The sequence below is a fragment of the Sphingomicrobium arenosum genome (assembly GCF_026157085.1).
Taxonomy (GTDB): Bacteria; Pseudomonadota; Alphaproteobacteria; order Sphingomonadales; family Sphingomonadaceae; genus Sphingomicrobium; species Sphingomicrobium arenosum.
The window spans coordinates 496,562-515,163 of the sequence record NZ_JANPVN010000001.1 but is presented as its reverse complement, the minus strand read 5'-3'; the positions used below and the strand labels follow the sequence as shown (position 1 = coordinate 515,163).

Sequence of the window (18,602 nt, the reverse complement as noted above, 5' to 3'; positions counted from 1 at the left end):
CTGGTATCGACCGCTGGTCAAAAGGCCCGTTGCTTTTATCGTCATTCGCTTCAAGATGCGGCAAAACTCTCAAATCTTTAGGAGCGATCGTCGATGACCCATCTCCAACGCCTGGCCGGCTGCGTCAGTCTTATCGCGCTTGCCAGCCCCGCTGCCGCGCAGCAGATCGTCCTGCCGGGCGCGCCGGGCGAAGCCTCGCGTATCATTACCGCCGAAGAAGCGGCGCGGATCGCCGACACCGGCTACACGCAGGCCGACGTCGCCTTCATGCAGGGCATGATCCACCACCATCACCAGGCCGTGCTGATGGCCGCGCTGGCGGAGGGTCGTACCGGCAACGAATCGATCCTCGAGGCCGCCGGTCGCATCGATGCCAGCCAGGAAGGCGAGATCGACTTCATGCGCAATTGGCTCGGGCAGCGCAGCGAACATGCGCCCGATCCGTCGGCGCATTCGGCCATGGCCGCAGGCGCGATGGACCATTCCAACCACGGGATGAGCGATCATGCCATGCAGACCATGGCCGGCATGGCGACGCCCGCGGAGATGGCCGCGCTCGCCGCCGCCACGGGTGCCGACTTCGACCGCCAGTTCCTCACCTTGATGATCGCGCACCACGAAGGCGCGCTCGACATGGTGCGCGACCTCTACGACCTGCCCGGCACCGCGCGCGACCCCTTGATGGCCGAATTCGTCACCGATGTGCGCAACGACCAGTGGGCCGAGATCGAGAAAATGAACCTCCTGCTCGCCGGCCTGTCGAAAGATCCGCGCGTCGGCCTGGCGCCCGGCCTCTACGATGCGGGCGAAGCGATCTGGAACCTCGAGAAAGTCGCCACGCTCAAGAAGCCCACCGGCTTCTTCGACCCCGCCAACCCTGCCGGCCTCCCGCCGCTCAATCCCAATCCGGAAGAGAGCGAGGACGAGGGCGATGCGGGCCAATATTATTGGAATGCGCGCTCGCCGCTCCTTTCCTTCGCCCAGACCGACATGGCGTTCGACGACGACAAGCTGTTCGTCGGCAACTATCATGGCTTCAACATCTACCAGCTCGGCGATGACGGCGTTCCGGCGCTGATGTCCTCCGTCGTTTGCCCCGGCGGACAGGGCGACGTCTCGGTCGTCGGCGATCTCCTCATCATGAGCGTCGAACAGACCCGCGGCCGCATCGACTGCGGCCTGCAGGGCGTCGACGAGGATGTCAGCGCCGAACGCTTCCGCGGCATCCGCATCTTCGACATTTCCGACATCACCACGCCCCGCCAGGTCGGCATCGTCCAGACCTGCCGCGGCAGCCACACGCATTCGGTCGTCGACAGCAACGACGAGCGGGTCATCGTCTATGTGTCGGGCACGAGCGGCGTGCGCGACGAGGCCGAGCTGGCGGGCTGCATCGGCGACATTCCGGGCGACACGCGCACCGCGCTCTTCTCGATCGATGTCGTCGAGATCCCGGTCGCCAACCCCGCCGCCTCGCGGATCGTCGACAGCCCGCGCATCTTCGCCGACGATGAAGGCAATATCGCCGGCCTGTGGCGCGGCGGCGACCATGGCGAGGGCACCCAGACGACCTATGTGACCAATATGTGCCATGATATCACCGCCTTCCCCGAACGCGGCATCGCGGCGGGCGCCTGTTCGGGCAACGGCATCCTCCTCGACATCTCCGATCCGATGAAGCCCAAGCGCATCGACGCGGTGACGTCCGAAGGATTTGCCTATTGGCACTCCGCGACCTTCAACAACGACGGCTCCAAGGTCGTTTTCACCGACGAATGGGGCGGCGGCGGCATGCCGCGCTGCCGTGCCTCGGACCCGACCACCTGGGGGGCGAACGCCATCTATGACGTCGTCGACGGTAAGCTCGTCTTCAAGAGCTATTACAAGCTCCCCGCCGCCCAGTCGGACGAGGAAAATTGCGTTGCGCACAATGGCTCCGCCATTCCCGTCCCCGGCCGCGACCTGTTCGCGCAGGCCTGGTATCAGGGCGGGCTCTCGATCATGGACTTCACCGACAGCGACAATCCGGTCGAGATCGCCTATTTCGATCGCGGCCCGGTCTATGACATGCAGATGAGCTTCGGCGGCTACTGGTCGACCTATTTCTACGACGGCTATCTCTACGGCACCGAGATCACCCGCGGCCTCGACGTCTTCAAGCTCGAACCCAGCGCCTTCCTCTCGGCCAACGAGATTGCTGCCGCCGGTCTTGCCGTGAACGACGGGCCGTTCAACCCGCAGCGCCAGACCGAATTGCGCTGGGCCAAAAGCCCTGTCGTCGCCTTGGCCTATCTCGATCAGCTCGAGCGCAACGGTAGCATGGATGCCGCCCGCATCGCCCAGCTGCGCGGCGCGCTCGAAGCGGGCGACATGGCGCTGGTGAAGAGCCTCATTCCCATCCTGTCGGGCGGCGCCGATGCGGGCCGCAAGGCCGCCCTGGCCGAGGTGCTGGCCGACCTCACCGCCTGACGGCTCAATCGTCTCTAGAACAGTGGGGGCAGGCGCGGGAAACCGCCCTGCCCCCTTTTTCGGTTAAATTTCCTCGATGGTGCCGGGACGGCCCTTGTTGGCATCGCCGTCATTCGGACGGTCGAGACGGTAGCGGGGCCTCGGATTGTCATTGCCCGACGGCCAGCCTTCGCGCTGCGCGCCGCGATCGCCGTCGCCTTCTTCGGTCTGGTCGTGGAACAGCAACACGTTGGTCTCGAACGGCAGGTCGATCCCTGCCTCGGTCAGCGCATAGGCGACCGCCTCGATCACCCGGCTGCGTGTTTTTACTTCGTCCGAGCGCACGCTGTTGGTCCACCAGCGCGCCTTTAGCGTGATCCAGCTTGCAGCGAGGTCCTCGGTCAGCACATCCGGCCCGGGATCGGCGAGTACGCCCTCGGTCTTCTTCAGCGTCCGCAGGATGATCTCCTTCGCCTCGCGGATATCATCGCCGTAGCCGATGCCGATGTCGTAGCTCGATCGGCGATGCTCGTAAGCGCTGACCACCTTCAGCGGATCCGAATAAATCTGCTTGTTGGGGATGATCACCCGCCGCCCGTCGAAGGTGCGGATGAAGGTCGCGCGCGTCTCGATCGCCTCGACCCGCCCCTTATAATCACCGCTCTCGATCTCGTCGCCGACGCGAAACGGCTGGCGAATGAGGATGAGGATGCCCGCGAGCAGGTTCTGGAAGATATCCTGAAAGGCAAAGCCGATCGCCAGCCCACCGATCCCGAGACCCGAGACGAGTTGCCCGGGCGTAAGCGAGGGCAAGACCACCGTGAGCGCCACGAACAGCCCGACGATCATCAGGATCCAATAAGCGATGCGTCCGAAAACCGTGGACAGCGCAGAACCGCTGTCGCCAAAGCGGCTGTTCTTGACGACCTTTCGCACGATCCCGGCGATGACCCAGAAGATCAGGAAGACGATGAGCGCGATGGCCATCTTCGGAAGCGCGGCAAAGAAGCCGTCGACCAGCCCGTTGATCGTGTCCATGCTCTCGCTGATGTCGGCGTCGACCTGGTCGATCGTTGCGGCGGCGATAGGAAGTGGGGTCATGCGCCCTCAAAGCGCCGTGACCCTCGCGAGTTCCGTCGAGGCGCCAGCGAGGGCTTTCTAAAGACCCGCCGCCTCGCTAAGGCCGTTGCCATGACCATTCTCGTGACAGGGGCAGCCGGTTTCATCGGCTCGGCAACCGCGAAACATCTGCTGGGTCGCGGCGAAACCGTCGTCGGGATCGACAATCTCAACGCCTATTACGATCCCGCGCTCAAGCATGCTCGCCTCGACTGGATCGGCGACCACCCCGATTTCACTTTCGAAAAACTGGATTTTTCGGATCGCGCGGCGGTCGAGGATCTGAAGCAGCGCTATCGCTTTTCTTCGATCGTCCATCTCGGCGCGCAGGCCGGCGTGCGCAATTCCATCCTCAAGCCGCATGATTATGCCGACGCCAACCTCGTTGGTCATCTCAACATGCTCGAACTGGCCCGCGCCCACGAGCCGGCGCATTTCGTCTATGCCAGCTCCTCCTCCGTCTATGGCGGCAACGAGAAGATGCCCTTCAGCGTCGATGATCGCGTCGACCACCCGGTCTCGCTCTATGCCGCATCGAAGCGCGCCAACGAATTGATGAGCGAAAGCTATGCGCATCTCTATCGCGTGCCGATGACGGGCTTGCGCTTCTTCACCGTCTACGGTCCGTGGGGCCGCCCCGACATGGCCATGTGGCTGTTCACCGAGGCGCTGTTCCGTGGCCAGCCCATCAAGCTGTTCAACCATGGCAAGATGCGCCGCGACTTCACCTATGTCGACGATATCGTCAGCGGCATCATCGGTTGTCTCGACCATCCGCCCGCCGATGATGGCAGCGCGAAGCAGGGCGGCTCCAGAGCGCCCCATGCCATCTACAATATCGGTAACAACAACCCCGAGGAAATCGGCACGCTGGTCGACATCCTCGAGGACGCCACCGGTCGCAAGGCGCAGATCGAGATGGCCGACATGCAGCCCGGCGACGTGCCCGCCACCTATGCCGACATCGACCCGTTGAAAGCCGCGATCGGTTTCTCGCCCACCACCAGCCTCGACACCGGCGCGCGCAATTTCGTGCGCTGGTACGCCGATTATCACGACATCGCCTAGGAGCCCTAGATGAGCCTGCCGCCCCTGTTCGACACGCTGCGCGTCCCCGTCATCGGCGCCCCGCTTTTCATCATCTCGCACCCCGCGCTCGTCATTGCCCAGTGCAAGGCGGGCATCGTCGGCAGCTTCCCCGCCTTGAACGCGCGGCCCCAGAGCCAGCTCGACGAATGGCTCGCCGAAATCACCGAAGCGCTGGCCAAACATGACGCCGAGAATCCCGACAATCCCTCGGCCCCCTTCGCGGTCAATCAGATCGTCCACACCACCAACACGCGTTGGGAAGAGGATCTCGTCACCTGCGAAAAATATAAGGTGCCGATCGTCATCACCTCGCTGGGCGCGCGCGAGGAGCTCAACACCGCCGTCCACGGCTGGGGCGGCATCACGCTGCACGACATCATCAACAATCGCTTCGCCCACAAGGCCCTCGACAAGGGCGCCGACGGCCTCATCGCCGTGGCGGCGGGCGCGGGCGGCCATGCCGGCAAGCTCTCGCCCTTTGCGCTGATCCAGGAAATCCGCGAGTTCTTCGACGGCCCGCTCTTCCTGTCGGGCGCCATCGCGCATGGCGGCGCGGTCATGGCGGCGCAGGCGATGGGGGCCGACGGCGCCTATATCGGCTCGCCCTTCATCGCCACGCACGAAGCGCGCGCGATGGACGATTACAAGCAGGAAATCGTCGACAGCGGTGCCGACGATATCGTCGGCTCCTCGCTCTTCACGGGCGTTTACGGCAATTATCTCAAGGGCTCGATCCGCAAGGCCGGCATGGACCCCGACACGCTGCCCGAGGCCGATCCCTCCTCGATGAACTTCGGCGGCGCCAAGGCGTGGAAGGATATCTGGGGGTCAGGGCAAGGCATCGGCGCGGTCAAGGAAATCATGGGCGCAGGCGATCTCGTCGCACGGCTGGCGGAGGAATATAGCGAGGCCAAGGCGCGCCTCTGCGCGTAAGCCTCGGGGGTGGGCGCCTCAGCCGCCCCGCAGATCGCGTTCGAGCCGTCCCATAAGTACCCGCGCGGGGCTCTCGACGGGGCCATCGTCATATTCATTCTCGTCGAGCCGCTTCACGCGTTCGTAGAGGTCGGCGCTGTCGCCGATCAGCTGCCGTGCCTTTTCAGGGAGCGCGGGCAACAGCTCGGCGTCGGGCGGATTGGCATGGCCGAGCCGCCGTTCCTGCACCGCGCTGGTGCCCCGGGCGATCTCGCCGCTCTCGACCGCCTTCTGCGTCAGCAACCAAGCGACGATGTGCATCACTCGCGTCGTCACTTTGAGCGACTCGCAGGCAAAGCTCACCCTCGCGGTCGGCTCCAACTCGGCCCGATCCTTGCGGCCCTCGGCATCGAAATAGGCGCGCGCCTCGTCGGCGAGTAGCATTGCTTCGGCATAGAGCGAGTCCACCAGACGCGGGGTGATCCGCGCATCGGCAATTTCGGCCGGCTTGGGTGTCGTCGTGTCGCTCATCGTCCCCATCATGACATCAAATCATCTGTTCACAAACGGTTCGCGGGGCGTCGCGCTCCCATCGCGCCCCGTTTTGGCACAGAGGCTGCCGCTGATCAGGCGATGATGTCGGGGGTATTCTCGTCGGAAATCAGCGCGATCTCGTCCTTCAATCGCAGCTTCGCCTTCTTGAGCCGGGCGAGTTCGAGACTGTCCGCCTCGCCCTCGGCCTCGAGCCGTTCGACCTCTCCGTCGAGACGGCGATGCTCGGTTTTCAAGGCGGCCAGCAAGGCCTCGGGATCGTCATCGTTCATCGCCGTCCACCCTAGGCCGAGGCGCGCACCGCTGTCACCCGCCTAATCGCGTTAGCGCCAGTCCGACACCCCCGCGCCGACGAACCGACAAGACAAGGAGGCGACAAAGGCCTGACAATGTGGTTTCATGTCTCTTCCTCAACGACTCAAGGAAAGGACGTTCGATGGAACAGGCCCATGTCGAGGCGCTCACCAACAAACATCACAAGCTCGCTGCCCAGATCGAGGTGGAAGAGCATCGACCGCACCCCGACGCCGCCCTCATCCAACGTCTCAAGAGAGAAAAGCTACGACTGAAGGACGAGATCAAGGGCCACTAGCCCCCTCGCCCGCAGATAGAAAAAGGGCCGGCGCTCCATCAGGAGCCCGGCCCTTTTCTTGTGGGTAGGGTGCGCCCGTCAGTCGGTACGCTCGTCGCGGCTGACGCGCTCGGTGCGCTCGTGCTTTTCCTGCGCTTCCAGCGTCATCGTCGCGATCGGGCGCGCTTCGAGGCGCGGGAGCGAAATGGGCTCGCCCGTCACTTCGCAATAGCCATAGTCGTCGGCATGAAGGCGACGGATCGCCGCGTCGATCTTGGCGATCAGCTTGCGCTGGCGGTCACGGGTACGAAGCTCGAGGCTCCAGTCGGTCTCGCTCGACGCGCGGTCGGCAAGGTCGGGTTCGCGCAGGCTGTCGATCTGGAGCTGCGCCATGGTCGCGCGGCTTTCCTCGACGATCGATTCCTTCCAGGCTTTCAGCTTGCCGAGGAAATAGGCCTTGTGCTTGGCGCACATGAACTCTTCGTCATTGCTCGGACGGTAATCGTCATCGAGAACGATCGTGTCGAACTTGGGTTCGCCGTTAAGGTCGTGAAGCGCTGTAGCCAAAATATCCCTCCCCGAATATGCACAGCCCGTCGCCGCCGCGACGAGCCACCCATCACGGCCGGCGAGGGCAAAATCTGTCGACATTCCACATAGTTAGATGGAATGCCTCAGCCCCGAGGGCCATGTACATAAACCAGCCTTAATTAACAAGCGCTGACATCGCTCGGCAGCCTCATAGGCGCGGCTTGTTGCCGATCTGTTGCACATCCGACACAGCAAAAAGACAGGCGAATAGAAGGATTTGCGCTTGCCAGCCCCCCTGACACTTCCGACAAGGTGGCATGCGAATACTTCTCACCAACGATGACGGCATCCACGCCCCCGGGCTCGAGCTGCTCGAACGACTCGCCGCGCCCTTGGCCGACGAACTTTGGGTCGTCGCCCCGGCCGAGGAGCAGTCGGGCGCCGGGCACAGCCTTACCCTCACCCGTCCCTTGCGCATCCGCAAGCATGGCGAGCGGCGCTTTTCGGTCACCGGCACGCCGACCGACGCGGTCATGCTCGCGCTCGGGCAGCTGATGAAAGAGGCGCGCCCCGACCTCATCCTGTCGGGCATCAACCGCGGCGCCAACCTCGGTGAGGACGTGACCTATTCGGGCACCGTCTCGGCGGCGATGGAGGGCGCGCTTGCCGGGGTCCCGGCCATCGCGCTCAGCCAGTGCAGCATGGCGCCGGGCACCAGCGACGGGGTCCGTTTCGACGCCGCCGAGGCGCATGGCCCCGATGTCATCGCCCGCCTCCTCGACGCGCCCATGCCGCCGCGCAGCCTCGTCAACGTCAATTTCCCGCCGGTGGAGGCGTCCGACGTGCGCGGCGTCAAGGTATGCGCGCAGGGCTTTCGCGACTATTCGCGGCTCAACATCGTCGAGCGGACCGATCCGCGCGGCTTTCGCTATTATTGGTTCGGTACCGGCGAGACGGTGGAGACGCCCGGCCACCGTACCGATCTCGAGGTCGTGGCGGACGGCTTTGTCGCCGTGACCCCGCTCGATCTCGATCTCACCCGCCACGACCAGCTCGACAATCTCGCGCGGCGCTTCGACTAGGTCGACAGGAAGTCCACCGCGCTGCCCTCGAGCCGCACTGCAGTCAGCCGTCCGCTGGCATAACAGCCGGTATCCACGCCGATCCGGTTTTTCTTCTTCTGCGGCTTGGCGCTGACCGTATGGCCATGGACGACCATCACTCCATGATCGACCTTCGAGCCGAGGAAGTCCTCGCGGATCCACACGAGGTCGCGCTTCTTCTGCTTCTCGATCGGCACGCCGGGGCGAATGCCCGCATGGACGAACAGATAATCGCCGATCTTCTTATGGGTCTTCAGCGAGCGGAAGAAGTCGAGATGCGCGTCGGGAACATGCTCGGCGATCAGCTTCTTGACCGAGGGGACCTTGAACAGCTCCTTCTTGGTCACCTCATAGCTTTCCATCGTCTGGATGCCGCCATAAGCAAGCCAGCCGAGCGCCTTGCCCTCGGCGGCATCGAGCATCGCCGCCTCGTGATTGCCGAGCAGGAAATGCTGATTGGTGCCCGGCAAGTCGCCGCCGACCAGCCGCTCGACAACGCCCGCGCTGTCGGGGCCCCGGTCGATATAGTCGCCGAGGAAGACGAGGCTCGACTTGCCCGCATGCCCGTCGAGGTCGTCCGCGATCATGTCGAGCAGCCGGTCGAGCGCGTCGCGGCAGCCATGCACATCGCCGATGGCATAGACCCGTCTCCCCGCCTTCAGCGGCGGCGGCGACGTGGCTTTGTTCGAAAAACGCGACAGGCGGCCCATGGGGCGATGATGCCGGTCCCCTTACGCCGACGCAACGGTTAACGTCTTCGAAACCCTTTGCGGCGACTTGCCGTTTCGCGACCGAACGCCTATGCGGGCGCCCACGGGTCGAGCCCCCACTCAAGGAGAATTTTCGTGAAAATCGTCGTCATCGGTACCGGCTATGTCGGTCTCGTTTCCGGAGCCTGTTTCGCCGATTTTGGTCATCACGTGACCTGTGTCGACAAGGACCCCAGGAAGATCGAGATGCTCGAGCGTAACGAGATGCCGATCTGGGAACCGGGCCTCGACAGCCTCGTCGAATCCAACGTGAAGAAGGGTCGCCTCACCTTCACGACCGAGCTCGCTCCCGCGCTGCCCGATGCCGACGCCGTGTTCATCGCGGTCGGCACCCCGTCGCGCCGCGGCGACGGCCATGCCGACCTAACTTATGTCTATGCTGCCGTGAAGGAACTGGCCGAGGCGCTCGACCATCCGGTCGTCGTCGTCACCAAGTCCACCGTTCCCGTCGGCACGGGCGATGAGATCGAGAAGATCCTCAAGGACAATGGCGCGCCCGAGGGCTGCACCGTGGCCTCCAACCCCGAATTCCTGCGCGAAGGCGCGGCCATCGCCGACTTCAAGCATCCCGACCGCATCCTCATCGGCGCCAATGACGACAGCGCTCGCGAAGTGCTGCGCGAGGTCTACCGCCCGCTGTTCCTCAACAAGGCACCCATGCTCTTCACCTCGCGCCGCACGGCCGAGCTGACCAAATATGCCGCCAACGCCTTCCTCGCGACCAAGATCAGCTTCATCAACGAGATGGCCGACCTGTGCGAAGCGGTCGGCGCCGACGTCCAGGACGTGGCCCGCGGCATCGGGCTCGACAATCGCATCGGTCCCAAATTCCTCCACGCCGGCCCCGGCTATGGCGGCAGCTGCTTCCCCAAGGACACGCTGGCGCTGCTCAAGATCGCCGAAGATGCGAAAGTGGAAAACCAGATCGTCAGCGCGGTGGTGAAGGTAAACGACGACCGCAAGAACGGCATGGCCGGCCGCGTCGAAAAGGCGCTCGGCGGCTCGGTCGACGGCAAGACCGTCGCGATCCTCGGCCTCACCTTCAAGCCCAACACCGACGACATGCGCGACGCGCCGTCGATCCCGCTCGTCAACATGCTTGCCGACAAGGGCGCCAAGGTCCGCGTCTTCGATCCGGTCGGCATGGAAATGGCCAAGCCGCACATGCCCGACGGTCTGCACTGGGCGCAAAACGAGAATGACGCGATTCAGGGGGCCGATGCGCTCGTCATCGTCACCGAATGGGACGAGTTCCGCGGCCTCGACCTCGAGGCGGCGCTGAAGGCGATGAACGGCAACGTGCTCGTCGATCTTCGCAACATCTACGGCCGCGCCGAGGCCGAGCGCGCCGGATTCTCCTACACGCCCATCGGGCGCTAGGCGCGCTCAGGCGCGCGGGGCTTCGAGGTCGAACAGCGGTATCGCCACCTCGAAGCCCTGCCCGTCGGCATCGATCATCTGGTAGCTGCCCTGCATGGTGCCGGTCGGCGTATCGAGCGGGCAGCCCGAGACATAATCATGGCTCGCCCCCGGCGCGATGACAGGCATGTCGCCGACCACGCCATCGCCTTTCACCTCGGCGACGACCTGGTCGCCATCCTCGATGATCCAGTGGCGGCTGATGAGCTGGACCGGCGTGTCGCCGTGATTCTCGATCCGCACATGATAGGCCCAGAACCAGCGCTTGTCGGCGGGCGAGGATTGTTCGGGCATATAATTGACCGAGACGCGCACGGTCATCGTCCCCGTGCTGGCCGCATAGGGGAAGAGGGCTTCGAGCATCCCGCTGGTCGGCAAATCGGTCATGCGCTCACGCTAGGCGAGGCCCGCCGCCCGGCGCAAGCGCGAAACGAGGCGCGCCCTCGCCTCCAGCACGTCGGCGGCGCGATCGTTGAGCAAGTCGCGCGTGAGGAAATGCTCGGACAGCGCCAGCCCGTCGAACAATGCCTCCCAGTCGCCGCGCCCGCCGTCGATCAGGAAAGCGGGGAGGGGTAGCAGCTTGCCCGCATGTTCCTGCGCGATCGCCGCACTGACCGCGCGCCCCGTCCGCGGGCTGACCGCGACGAGATGGTCGTTGCTCCCCGTCACCGCGCAGGCCGTGAGGTCGAGGCCGTAACCGAGCTCGGCGAGCAGCAGCAGTTCATAGCGCACCAGCGCCCCCGCCCAGTCGCGTGCGCTCCCCGCGCTGGCAATGGCCTCGAGCACGGCATCGAGCGCACCATGAAGCGCGGGATAGGGTTGCCGCTCGGGCAGCGCGGTGGCGGTAAGCGCGCAAAGCCATTCGATTGCGGCGGCAGGCAGCGGCTCGCCATAAAGCCCGCCGCGCGAGACGCGCAGTTCCACGCTCGCCTGCGGCAGTTCACTGTCGGTGCGTGCGCTGAGTTCGGCGGCGACGAGATTGCCGGGCAGCAATACCGGCCCCATCCGCCGCCCATGCGCGCCGCGCGCATAGGCCGCGACCAGCCCATCTTCGGCCGACAGGAGCCGCACCACCGCGCCGCGCTCGCCATGGTTGCGCACCGCCAGCAGGATGGCGTCGAGCCGCATCCTCATGGGCGGGGCTCAGCCACGCGGATGAAAATAATCGTAGATCTGCCGCGCCATCGCCGAGCTGATGCCCGGCGCCCGCTCGAGATCGTCGAGTGCCGCCGACTTCACCGCCTTGGCCGTGCCGAAATGCATCAGCAGCGCGCGCTTGCGGGTCGGGCCGATGCCCGGCACCTCGTCGAGCGTCGAGCCGGTAAAAGACTTGGCGCGCTTTTGGCGGTGCGAGCCGATGGCGAAGCGATGCGCCTCGTCGCGCAGCCGCTGGAGATAGAAGAGCAAGGGGGCATTGGGGGCAAAGGTGATCTCGCGCCCGCCCGGCAGGTGGAAAACCTCGCGCCCGGCATTGCGATCGGGCCCCTTGGCGACGCCGACCACCGGCACGTCCTCGACGCCCGCTTCCTCCATGATTTCCATGACCGCCGACAATTGCCCCTTGCCGCCGTCGATCAGCAAGAGGTCGGGCCAATCGCCCTTCTCGCGGTCGGGGTCCTCTTTCGCCAGCCGCGCGAAGCGGCGGGTGAGCACCTCCTTCATCATGCCGAAATCGTCCCCGGGGGTGATGTCCGACTTGATGTTGAACTTGCGATAATTGTTCTTCCTGAAGCCCTCGGGGCCCGCGACAATCATCGCGCCGACCGCATTGGTCCCCATGATGTGGCTGTTGTCATAGACCTCGATCCGCTGCGGCGGCTCGGGCAATTCGAAGGTCTCGGCCAGTTCGCGCAGCAGCTTTGCCTGCGTCGTCGTCTCGGCCATACGCCGCTCGAGCGCCTCTACCGCATTGCGCTGCGCCTGCTCCATCAGCTTGCGGCGCGGGCCGCGCTGCGGCTTGGACAGCGCAACCTTGCGCTCGGCCCGCTCGCCCAGCGCCTCGGCCATCAGCGCGGCTTCCTCCAGATCGCGGTCGATGAGGATAGTCTTGGGCGGCGGCACTTCCTCGTAAAATTGCATCAGGAAGTCGGAGAGCACCTCTTCCTCGCTCAACCCCTCCACATGGGTCGGGAAGAAGCTGCGATGCCCCCAATTCTGCCCGCCGCGAATGAAGAAGGCCTGGACGCAGATGCTCCCCGCCTTCTCGGCCAGCGCGAAGACGTCGGCATCGCCCAGCCCCTCGGCATGAACCGTCTGCGATCCCTGGATATAGGTCAGCGCGCGCAAGCGATCGCGATAGATGGCGGCAAGCTCGTAATCCTGCTTCTCCGCCGCCTCGGCCATGGCGACGCCGAGTTTCTTCTGCACCCCCGTCGACTTGCCAGCGAGGAACAGCTTCGCATCCTCGACCAGCTCGGCATAGTCGGCCTCGCTGATCCGCCCCACGCAGGGCGCCGAGCAGCGCTTGATCTGATAGAGCAGGCAGGGCCGGTCGCGCCCGCGCATGAAGCCGTCCGAACAGCTTCGCAGCAGGAACAGCTTCTGCAACGCATTGAGCGTATTGCGCACCGATCCCGCGCTGGCGAAGGGGCCATAATATTGCCCCTTGGTCCGTCGCGCGCCGCGATGCAGCCGCACCTGCGGGAAATCGTGATCCTCGCGCAGCAGGATGAAGGGGAAGCTTTTGTCGTCGCGCAGCAGCACGTTGTAGGGCGGGCGGAAGCGTTTGATGAGCTGCGCTTCCAATAGCAGCGCCTCTGCCTCTGTCCGGGTCGTGACGATGGTCATCGAGCGCGTCTGCGCCACCATCCGCTGGAGCCGCTTGGTCAGCCGCGCGACCTGCGTGTAGTTGGTCACGCGGTTCTTGAGCGCCCTCGCCTTGCCGACATAAAGGACGTCGCCGCGTGCATCGAGCATGCGATAGACGCCGGGACGGACCGGCAGCGTCTTCACGACATTGCGGATCGCCGCGACACCCGCCTCGATGTCGGGCTGGCCCGCACCCTTGACCGTCTTGGTCGCCGCCTTCTCGTCGAAACGGGTCTTCGCGTCGGGACTATCGGGTCGGTCGGCCTTGCTCACGGCTCAACAGATAGGCTCGTGAGGGGTAGATTGCGAGCCGCGCTGTTGGATGAATTCCGAACAGTGTCCACTTTGTCCACTTCGTGGAACTTCGGTCGTCACGAGACAGCGATGCGCGGGAGCGATCATCGTCGCAGTAGATCAGGCCAAATCCTATTGTGCCAGCCCGATATGAGCGGCCAGCCACCCCAACCTGACGCTTTGTTAACCCTGTTCGCGCTAGGGTCATCCTGCTCTTCGAGGAAGGATCACACGCGCGCATGACTGTCACGCGGCCCGCCGCCCCCCGCCATGCCTGGCTCGACCTCGCGCGTTTCGCCTGCGCGATGGCGGTGGTGATGTACCATTATTTCACCCATGCGATCGATCGCAACACGGCGGGCGTCGGCGTGGAGCATATCCCCGTGCTGTCGCGGATCAGCGACTATGGCTACCTCGGGGTCGATTTCTTCTTCGTCATCTCGGGCTTCGTCATCTTCGCGAGCGCGATGCACCGCACGCCGGGCGGGTTCGCCGCCTCGCGCATCGTCCGGCTGTGGCCCGCCTTCATCGCCTGCATGTCGCTGACCGCGCTGACCGCAATGATGCTGAGCCACGCCCCGGTGACGCCCGCGCGCTGGCTTGCCAACATCAGCTTCTTTCCCGAGGCGTTTGGCGAAGCGCCGATGGACCTCGTCTATTGGACGCTGGAGATCGAGATCTTCTTCTACATCCTCATCTTCGCGACCATCATGCTGGGCTGGATCGAGCGGCCGCACCGGCTGGTGCTGGCCGGGCTCGTTATCACCGGCATGGCAGCGGTGGCGCGCATCTCGCTTCCCATCTTCGGCACCCATGGGGCCTATTTCGTCGCCGGCATGGCGCTCTCGCTGTTGTACAGGAACCCCAACGACCGGCTCGCCGCGGGCGGCTTCGCGCTGGCCAGCGCCGCCGCGCTCTTCGACCTCTATCACCGTGCCGGGATCCAGCAGCGCGACGACATGCTCCACGACCAATGGGGGGCGGTCGCGGTGGTGGCGGCGGGGCTGGCGCTGTTCGTCGCGATGCGTTCGGCGGATATTCGCGGCAGCGCGACGACGCAGCGGCTCGGCGCCCTCACCTACCCGCTCTACCTGCTCCATGCGCAGATCGGCTACATGATCTTCAAGACGTGGCAGACGCCCGACAATCGCTTCTGGATGACCCCGCTGGTCATCGCCGCGATGATCGCGCTGGCCTATGCGGTCAACCGCCTCGTCGAGCAGCGGCCGCAAGCGCTGTGGAAAGCGCTCGCGGCCCGCTGGATCGCGCAGCCGCTCGACCGTGCCGGCGGACGCGCGGTACCCGCCTATCCGGCGGGCGCGTAGACCCGGACCCAGTCGACCAGCATCTCGGGTTCGCCGCGCTTGATCGCATCGACGGTCGATTGCGGCAGGCCGTAATAGGGCTCGGTGATCTCGTTGACCTTCCACGGATAGACGCCGCCCACCGCGAAGTTGAGGATGAGATATTTGGGATTGTCGTAGGACCAGCGGCCCATTTTCTCGATCTCGGTCTTGGTCACGGTCCAATAGAGCGCATCGTCGACATAGAAGCGGATCTCGGTAGGCTCCCATTCGACGGCATAGACCTGCCAGTCGGTGACATCCTCGCCATCCTCGAAATAATAGCGTTTTACCGGAGCATCCTCGCCCGAATAGCCCGGGCCGTGAACGGCAACGCCGATCCAGCTCTTGTCGCCGACATATTCGAGGATGTCGATTTCGCCCGTGTCGGGCCAGCGGCCATTGCCGAGCAGCCACCAGGCGGGCCAGACGCCGACATGGTCGGTCATGCGGATGCGCGCTTCGGCACGGCCGTAAGCGAAGTCGAAATGGCCCTTGGAGTTGATCCGGCCCGAGACGAAGTCGGCCTTGCGGCGATCACTGTCTTCGGCGCCGTCGCGATATTCGGGTTTCAGGACAAGGACGCCGCCGTCGGCGCCCTCGACGCCGTCGCGGAAGGAAATGACGCCGGGTTCGTCGACATAGACCTGGAGCTCGTCATTGACCCAGAAGTCGGGGCCCTCGACGTTCCACTTCGCGCGGTCGAGCGTGCCGGCATCGAAGCCGTCCTCGAACAATAGCGCGGCGGAGGCGTCGCTGCCGGTGGCAGGCGCCATGTCGGTGGCGGTCGTGTCGCAGGCGGCGAGCGCGAGGCTGGCGGCGGCGATGCTGAAGCGGGCAAGGGTCTGGGTCATGGGGCTCCTACTCCTGTGAACGTTCACAGGAGCCCTCATGCCCAATTTTCGCGACGCTGGCTAGGCCGCCGCGCTGTCGGTGCGTCGGTCCTCGAGCAACCAGTCCACCGCCGCCTCGGCGTGGATCGCCGTGGTGTCGTAGACCGGCAGCACGTTGGCGCGCGCGCGGATGGCGAGGCACAATTCGGTGCAGCCCAGGACGATGGCATCGGCCTTCTGCTTGTCGAGCTCGGTGATCATCGTGCGGAAGGTGCGCTCGCTGGTGCGGCTGGCGCGGCCGAGCACGAGTTCATCGAAGATGATGCGGTCGATCTCGTCGATCCAGTCGGGCCGCAGCTGCATCACCTCGAGCCCGGCGGCCTCGTAGCGGGTCCGGGCGAAATCCTCGGTCATCACATAGCGCGTACCGAACAGGGCAATGCGTTTGCGGCCCTCGGCTTTCAGCCGCGCGATGGTCGGGTCGGCGATGTGGAGGAGCGGGAGGCCGGTGGCGGCCTCGACCGCGGGGGCGTAGCGGTTGGTAGTGTTCGAGGCGATGAGGATGGCCTCGGCCCCGCCCGCGGCGAGATTTTGGCCCGCCGCCACGATCATCGCCTGCGCTTCCTCGAGCCGCCCGGCACGCTGGAGCGCGGCATAGGGTGCGAGGTCGACACTCTCGATGAGCAGGCGCGCACTATGCATGCCGCCCAGTGCGCGGGCCACCCCTTCGTTGATGTAGCGATAGTAGAGCGCGGTCGAGTTCCAGCTCGTGCCGCCGATGATCCCCAATTTGCGCAAGATGGCGCCCTCCCACGGCCCCGACAGCCGGGGCACCGGCTGGGGGCTTTAACCCAGTAAGCTCTTGATCGAAAAACCTTTATTCACGAGGCCACCCGATTCCGGCAAGACATTTTTTACCATGTCGGCAGGGCGAGCCCATGGAGCGACGAGCCGTTGCTGCTCAATCGATGTTCTTCCCAATCGTGAAAGGATCAGCCCCCCGGACTAGTCGAGGTTTTTCACGATTTCCTCGACCATCTTCTTGGCGTCCGAGAGGAGCATCATGGTATTGTCCTTGAAGAACAGTTCATTCTCCACGCCGGCATAGCCCGCACCGCCCATCGAGCGCTTGATGAAGAGCGTGGTGCGCGCCTTTTCGACGTCGAGCACCGGCATCCCGTAGATGGGCGACGTCTTGTCGGTCTTGGCAGCCGGGTTGGTGACATCGTTGGCGCCGATCACGAAAGCGACGTCGGCCTGCGCGAATTCCGAATTGATGTCGTCGAGCTCGAACACCTCGTCATAGGGCACGTTGGCCTCGGCCAGCAGCACGTTCATATGCCCCGGCATGCGCCCCGCGACGGGGTGGATGGCATATTTCACCTCGACGCCCTTCTCTTTCAGCATGTCGCTCATCTCGCGAAGGACGTGCTGGGCCTGCGCCACCGCCATGCCATAGCCCGGCACGATGATGACCTTGTCGGCCTGGGACAGGAGGAAGGCGGCGTCCTCCGCGCTGCCCGATTTGTAGGGGCGGTCGATCGCGGGGCCCTTGTCGCCGCCGCCCGACGAGTCCTGCCCGAAACCGCCCGCGATGACGGAAATGAAGCTGCGGTTCATGGCGCGGCACATGATGTAGCTGAGGATCGCGCCCGAGGAGCCGACCAGCGCGCCGGTGATGATCATCGCGCTGTTGCCGAGCGTGAAGCCCATCGCGGCGGCCGCCCATCCCGAATAGCTGTTGAGCATGGAGACGACGACCGGCATGTCCGCGCCGCCGATCGGGATGATCAGGAGGAAGCCGACGATGAAGGCGAGGATGACGATGGTCGGGAAGATCCAGCCCGGCATTGCCGCGCCCTGCATCGCGAACCAGGCGGTCAGCGCGATGATGCCGCCGAGGATGCCGAAGTTGATGACGTGGCGAGCGGGCAGGATGATGGGCGTGCCGCTCATGTCGCCGTTCAACTTGGCAAAGGCGATGACCGAGCCCGAGAAGGTGATCGCGCCGATCGCCGCACCCAGCGCCATCTCGACCCGCGCGACGGGGTCGAGCATGAAGCGCGGTTCGGGCCCGCTGGCAATCTCGACGAGCAGGCCGAAGGCGCCGGGGTTCGAATAGGCCGCGGCCGCGACCAGCACGGCGGCGAGGCCGACGAGGCTGTGGAAGGCGGCAACGAGCTGCGGCATGGCGGTCATAGCGATACGCCGCGCCGTCACGAGCCCGATGACCGCGCCGATGAGGATGGCGCCGAGGATCTCGGGCAGGCTGGCGATCTCGTGCGTGACCAGCGTGGTGACGACCGCAATGCCCATGCCGGCCATGCCGTACATGTTGCCCTTGCGGCTGCTTTCCGGGGAGGACAGGCCGCGCAGGGCGAGGATGAAACAGACGCCCGCGACGAGATAGGCGATGCGCGCCCAGTCGGGGGTGGTGCCGGTGGCGGCAGCGAGCAGGAGCTCCATCACTTGCGCTCCTTCTTCTTATACATCGCCAGCATGCGCTGGGTCACGGCGAAGCCGCCGAAGATGTTGATCGAGGCGAGCACGACGCCGATGAGGCCGAGCCACTTGGCCACGGCATTGCCCGAAGCTGCGGCGGCGATCAGCGCGCCGACGATAATGACGCTCGAAATCGCGTTGGTCACTGCCATCAACGGCGTGTGGAGGGCGGGCGTCACCGACCAGACGACATAATAGCCGACGAAACAGGCGAGCACGAAAATCGACAGGATGGAAATGAAGTCCATGGCCCTCCCCCTTGTGGTTGGCAGCGACCATGGCAAGCGCAGCCCGCGCTGTCGAGGGGC

The 18,602-nt window shown here is 64.9% G+C and carries 19 protein-coding genes; 7 read left to right on the top strand and 12 right to left on the bottom strand.

Annotation, left to right across the window (positions count from 1 at the left end; all coding sequences use genetic code 11):
- Positions 1–93: 93 nt before the first annotated feature.
- Positions 94–2,469 carry a DUF305 domain-containing protein gene (locus NUW51_RS02370; RefSeq protein WP_265562397.1) on the top strand — a complete coding sequence of 792 codons (2,376 nt, stop codon included), beginning with the start codon at positions 94–96 and terminating at the stop codon, positions 2,467–2,469.
- A 63-nt stretch (positions 2,470–2,532) separates the two neighbouring features.
- Here NUW51_RS02370 and NUW51_RS02365 read toward each other — a convergent pair whose 3' ends face one another.
- On the bottom strand, positions 2,533–3,549 hold the full coding sequence (locus NUW51_RS02365) for a mechanosensitive ion channel family protein (protein ID WP_265562395.1): 1,017 nt from the start codon (positions 3,547–3,549) through the stop codon (positions 2,533–2,535).
- Between the two features lie 90 nt (positions 3,550–3,639).
- On the opposite strand from NUW51_RS02365, the gene NUW51_RS02360 reads away from it, so the two are divergent.
- Both NUW51_RS02360 and NUW51_RS02355 read left to right on the top strand, forming a co-directional pair.
- Positions 3,640–4,635, top strand: a complete 996-nt coding sequence (locus tag NUW51_RS02360; protein ID WP_265562392.1) for an NAD-dependent epimerase/dehydratase family protein — start codon at positions 3,640–3,642, stop codon at positions 4,633–4,635.
- A 9-nt stretch (positions 4,636–4,644) separates the two neighbouring features.
- On the top strand, positions 4,645–5,589 hold the full coding sequence (locus NUW51_RS02355) for an NAD(P)H-dependent flavin oxidoreductase (protein ID WP_265562391.1): 945 nt from the start codon (positions 4,645–4,647) through the stop codon (positions 5,587–5,589).
- Between the two features lie 18 nt (positions 5,590–5,607).
- Here the strand turns inward: NUW51_RS02355 and NUW51_RS02350 are convergent, their stop codons facing one another.
- Positions 5,608–6,111: a DUF1465 family protein gene (locus NUW51_RS02350; RefSeq protein ID WP_265562389.1), complete on the bottom strand. Its 504-nt coding sequence runs from the start codon at positions 6,109–6,111 to the stop codon at positions 5,608–5,610.
- Positions 6,112–6,194: 83 nt separating this feature from the next.
- Positions 6,195–6,392, bottom strand: coding sequence for a YdcH family protein (locus NUW51_RS02345; protein WP_265562387.1), 198 nt, complete (start codon positions 6,390–6,392; stop codon positions 6,195–6,197).
- A gap of 164 nt (positions 6,393–6,556) precedes the next feature.
- Here NUW51_RS02345 and NUW51_RS02340 point away from each other — a divergent pair, with 164 nt between their 5' ends.
- On the top strand, positions 6,557–6,712 hold the full coding sequence (locus tag NUW51_RS02340; RefSeq protein WP_265562385.1) for a YdcH family protein: 156 nt from the start codon (positions 6,557–6,559) through the stop codon (positions 6,710–6,712).
- 78 nt (positions 6,713–6,790) lie between these two features.
- On the opposite strand, the gene dksA is transcribed toward NUW51_RS02340, so the two are convergent.
- On the bottom strand, positions 6,791–7,258 hold the full coding sequence (gene dksA / locus NUW51_RS02335; RefSeq protein WP_407696311.1) for an RNA polymerase-binding protein DksA: 468 nt from the start codon (positions 7,256–7,258) through the stop codon (positions 6,791–6,793).
- 281 nt (positions 7,259–7,539) lie between these two features.
- Between dksA and surE the strand changes: the two genes are divergently transcribed.
- Positions 7,540–8,304 carry a 5'/3'-nucleotidase SurE gene (gene surE, locus NUW51_RS02330; protein ID WP_265562383.1) on the top strand — a complete coding sequence of 255 codons (765 nt, stop codon included), beginning with the start codon at positions 7,540–7,542 and terminating at the stop codon, positions 8,302–8,304.
- Here the strand turns inward: surE and NUW51_RS02325 are convergent.
- Positions 8,301–9,035, bottom strand: coding sequence for a metallophosphoesterase family protein (locus tag NUW51_RS02325; protein WP_265562381.1), 735 nt, complete (start codon positions 9,033–9,035; stop codon positions 8,301–8,303). The two genes, surE and NUW51_RS02325, sit on opposite strands and share 4 nt — an antisense overlap.
- A 135-nt stretch (positions 9,036–9,170) precedes the next feature.
- On the opposite strand from NUW51_RS02325, the gene NUW51_RS02320 reads away from it, so the two are divergent.
- On the top strand, positions 9,171–10,475 hold the full coding sequence (locus NUW51_RS02320) for a UDP-glucose dehydrogenase family protein (protein WP_265562379.1): 1,305 nt from the start codon (positions 9,171–9,173) through the stop codon (positions 10,473–10,475).
- Positions 10,476–10,481: 6 nt separating this feature from the next.
- Here NUW51_RS02320 and apaG read toward each other — a convergent pair whose 3' ends face one another.
- The 3 genes from apaG to uvrC are packed head-to-tail and all read right to left on the bottom strand — an operon-like array spanning position 10,482 to position 13,595.
- Positions 10,482–10,901: a Co2+/Mg2+ efflux protein ApaG gene (gene apaG, locus NUW51_RS02315; RefSeq protein WP_265562377.1), complete on the bottom strand. Its 420-nt coding sequence runs from the start codon at positions 10,899–10,901 to the stop codon at positions 10,482–10,484.
- A gap of 9 nt (positions 10,902–10,910) precedes the next feature.
- Positions 10,911–11,648: a DNA repair protein RecO gene (gene recO / locus NUW51_RS02310; protein WP_265562375.1), complete on the bottom strand. Its 738-nt coding sequence runs from the start codon at positions 11,646–11,648 to the stop codon at positions 10,911–10,913.
- Between the two features lie 9 nt (positions 11,649–11,657).
- Positions 11,658–13,595, bottom strand: coding sequence for an excinuclease ABC subunit UvrC (uvrC, locus tag NUW51_RS02305; RefSeq protein WP_265562373.1), 1,938 nt, complete (start codon positions 13,593–13,595; stop codon positions 11,658–11,660).
- Between the two features lie 260 nt (positions 13,596–13,855).
- On the opposite strand from uvrC, the gene NUW51_RS02300 reads away from it, so the two are divergent.
- On the top strand, positions 13,856–14,941 hold the full coding sequence (locus tag NUW51_RS02300; RefSeq protein WP_265562371.1) for an acyltransferase family protein: 1,086 nt from the start codon (positions 13,856–13,858) through the stop codon (positions 14,939–14,941).
- Here the strand turns inward: NUW51_RS02300 and NUW51_RS02295 are convergent.
- From NUW51_RS02295 to NUW51_RS02280, 4 genes are all read right to left on the bottom strand, one after another.
- The gene (locus NUW51_RS02295) at positions 14,923–15,813 is read right to left on the bottom strand and encodes a glycoside hydrolase family 16 protein (RefSeq protein ID WP_265562368.1); all 891 of its coding nucleotides are present in this window, start codon (positions 15,811–15,813) and stop codon (positions 14,923–14,925) included. The two genes, NUW51_RS02300 and NUW51_RS02295, sit on opposite strands and share 19 nt — an antisense overlap.
- A gap of 60 nt (positions 15,814–15,873) precedes the next feature.
- Complete coding sequence (locus NUW51_RS02290; protein WP_265562366.1) at positions 15,874–16,590, bottom strand: aspartate/glutamate racemase family protein; 717 nt, start codon at positions 16,588–16,590, stop codon at positions 15,874–15,876.
- A 207-nt stretch (positions 16,591–16,797) separates the two neighbouring features.
- A complete protein-coding gene (locus NUW51_RS02285; RefSeq protein WP_265562364.1) occupies positions 16,798–18,258 on the bottom strand; it encodes an NAD(P)(+) transhydrogenase (Re/Si-specific) subunit beta in 1,461 nt (486 codons plus the stop codon).
- The gene (locus NUW51_RS02280; RefSeq protein ID WP_265562362.1) at positions 18,258–18,542 is read right to left on the bottom strand and encodes a proton-translocating transhydrogenase family protein; all 285 of its coding nucleotides are present in this window, start codon (positions 18,540–18,542) and stop codon (positions 18,258–18,260) included. The genes NUW51_RS02285 and NUW51_RS02280 overlap by 1 nt, the downstream gene beginning before the upstream one ends.
- Between the last annotated feature and the right edge of the window lie 60 nt (positions 18,543–18,602).

Coding starts and splice junctions, on each gene's coding strand:
- NUW51_RS02340 (WP_265562385.1), top strand. CDS start 6,557: ATGGAACAGGCCCATGTCGAGGCGCTCACCAACAAACATCACAAGCTC.
- NUW51_RS02355 (WP_265562391.1), top strand. CDS start 4,645: ATGAGCCTGCCGCCCCTGTTCGACACGCTGCGCGTCCCCGTCATCGGC.
- NUW51_RS02325 (WP_265562381.1), bottom strand. CDS start 9,035: ATGGGCCGCCTGTCGCGTTTTTCGAACAAAGCCACGTCGCCGCCGCCG.
- NUW51_RS02300 (WP_265562371.1), top strand. CDS start 13,856: ATGACTGTCACGCGGCCCGCCGCCCCCCGCCATGCCTGGCTCGACCTC.
- apaG (WP_265562377.1), bottom strand. CDS start 10,901: ATGACCGATTTGCCGACCAGCGGGATGCTCGAAGCCCTCTTCCCCTAT.
- NUW51_RS02370 (WP_265562397.1), top strand. CDS start 94: ATGACCCATCTCCAACGCCTGGCCGGCTGCGTCAGTCTTATCGCGCTT.
- surE (WP_265562383.1), top strand. CDS start 7,540: ATGCGAATACTTCTCACCAACGATGACGGCATCCACGCCCCCGGGCTC.
- NUW51_RS02360 (WP_265562392.1), top strand. CDS start 3,640: ATGACCATTCTCGTGACAGGGGCAGCCGGTTTCATCGGCTCGGCAACC.
- NUW51_RS02345 (WP_265562387.1), bottom strand. CDS start 6,392: ATGAACGATGACGATCCCGAGGCCTTGCTGGCCGCCTTGAAAACCGAG.
- recO (WP_265562375.1), bottom strand. CDS start 11,648: ATGAGGATGCGGCTCGACGCCATCCTGCTGGCGGTGCGCAACCATGGC.
- NUW51_RS02285 (WP_265562364.1), bottom strand. CDS start 18,258: ATGGAGCTCCTGCTCGCTGCCGCCACCGGCACCACCCCCGACTGGGCG.
- NUW51_RS02365 (WP_265562395.1), bottom strand. CDS start 3,549: ATGACCCCACTTCCTATCGCCGCCGCAACGATCGACCAGGTCGACGCC.
- NUW51_RS02295 (WP_265562368.1), bottom strand. CDS start 15,813: ATGACCCAGACCCTTGCCCGCTTCAGCATCGCCGCCGCCAGCCTCGCG.
- NUW51_RS02280 (WP_265562362.1), bottom strand. CDS start 18,542: ATGGACTTCATTTCCATCCTGTCGATTTTCGTGCTCGCCTGTTTCGTC.
- NUW51_RS02350 (WP_265562389.1), bottom strand. CDS start 6,111: ATGATGGGGACGATGAGCGACACGACGACACCCAAGCCGGCCGAAATT.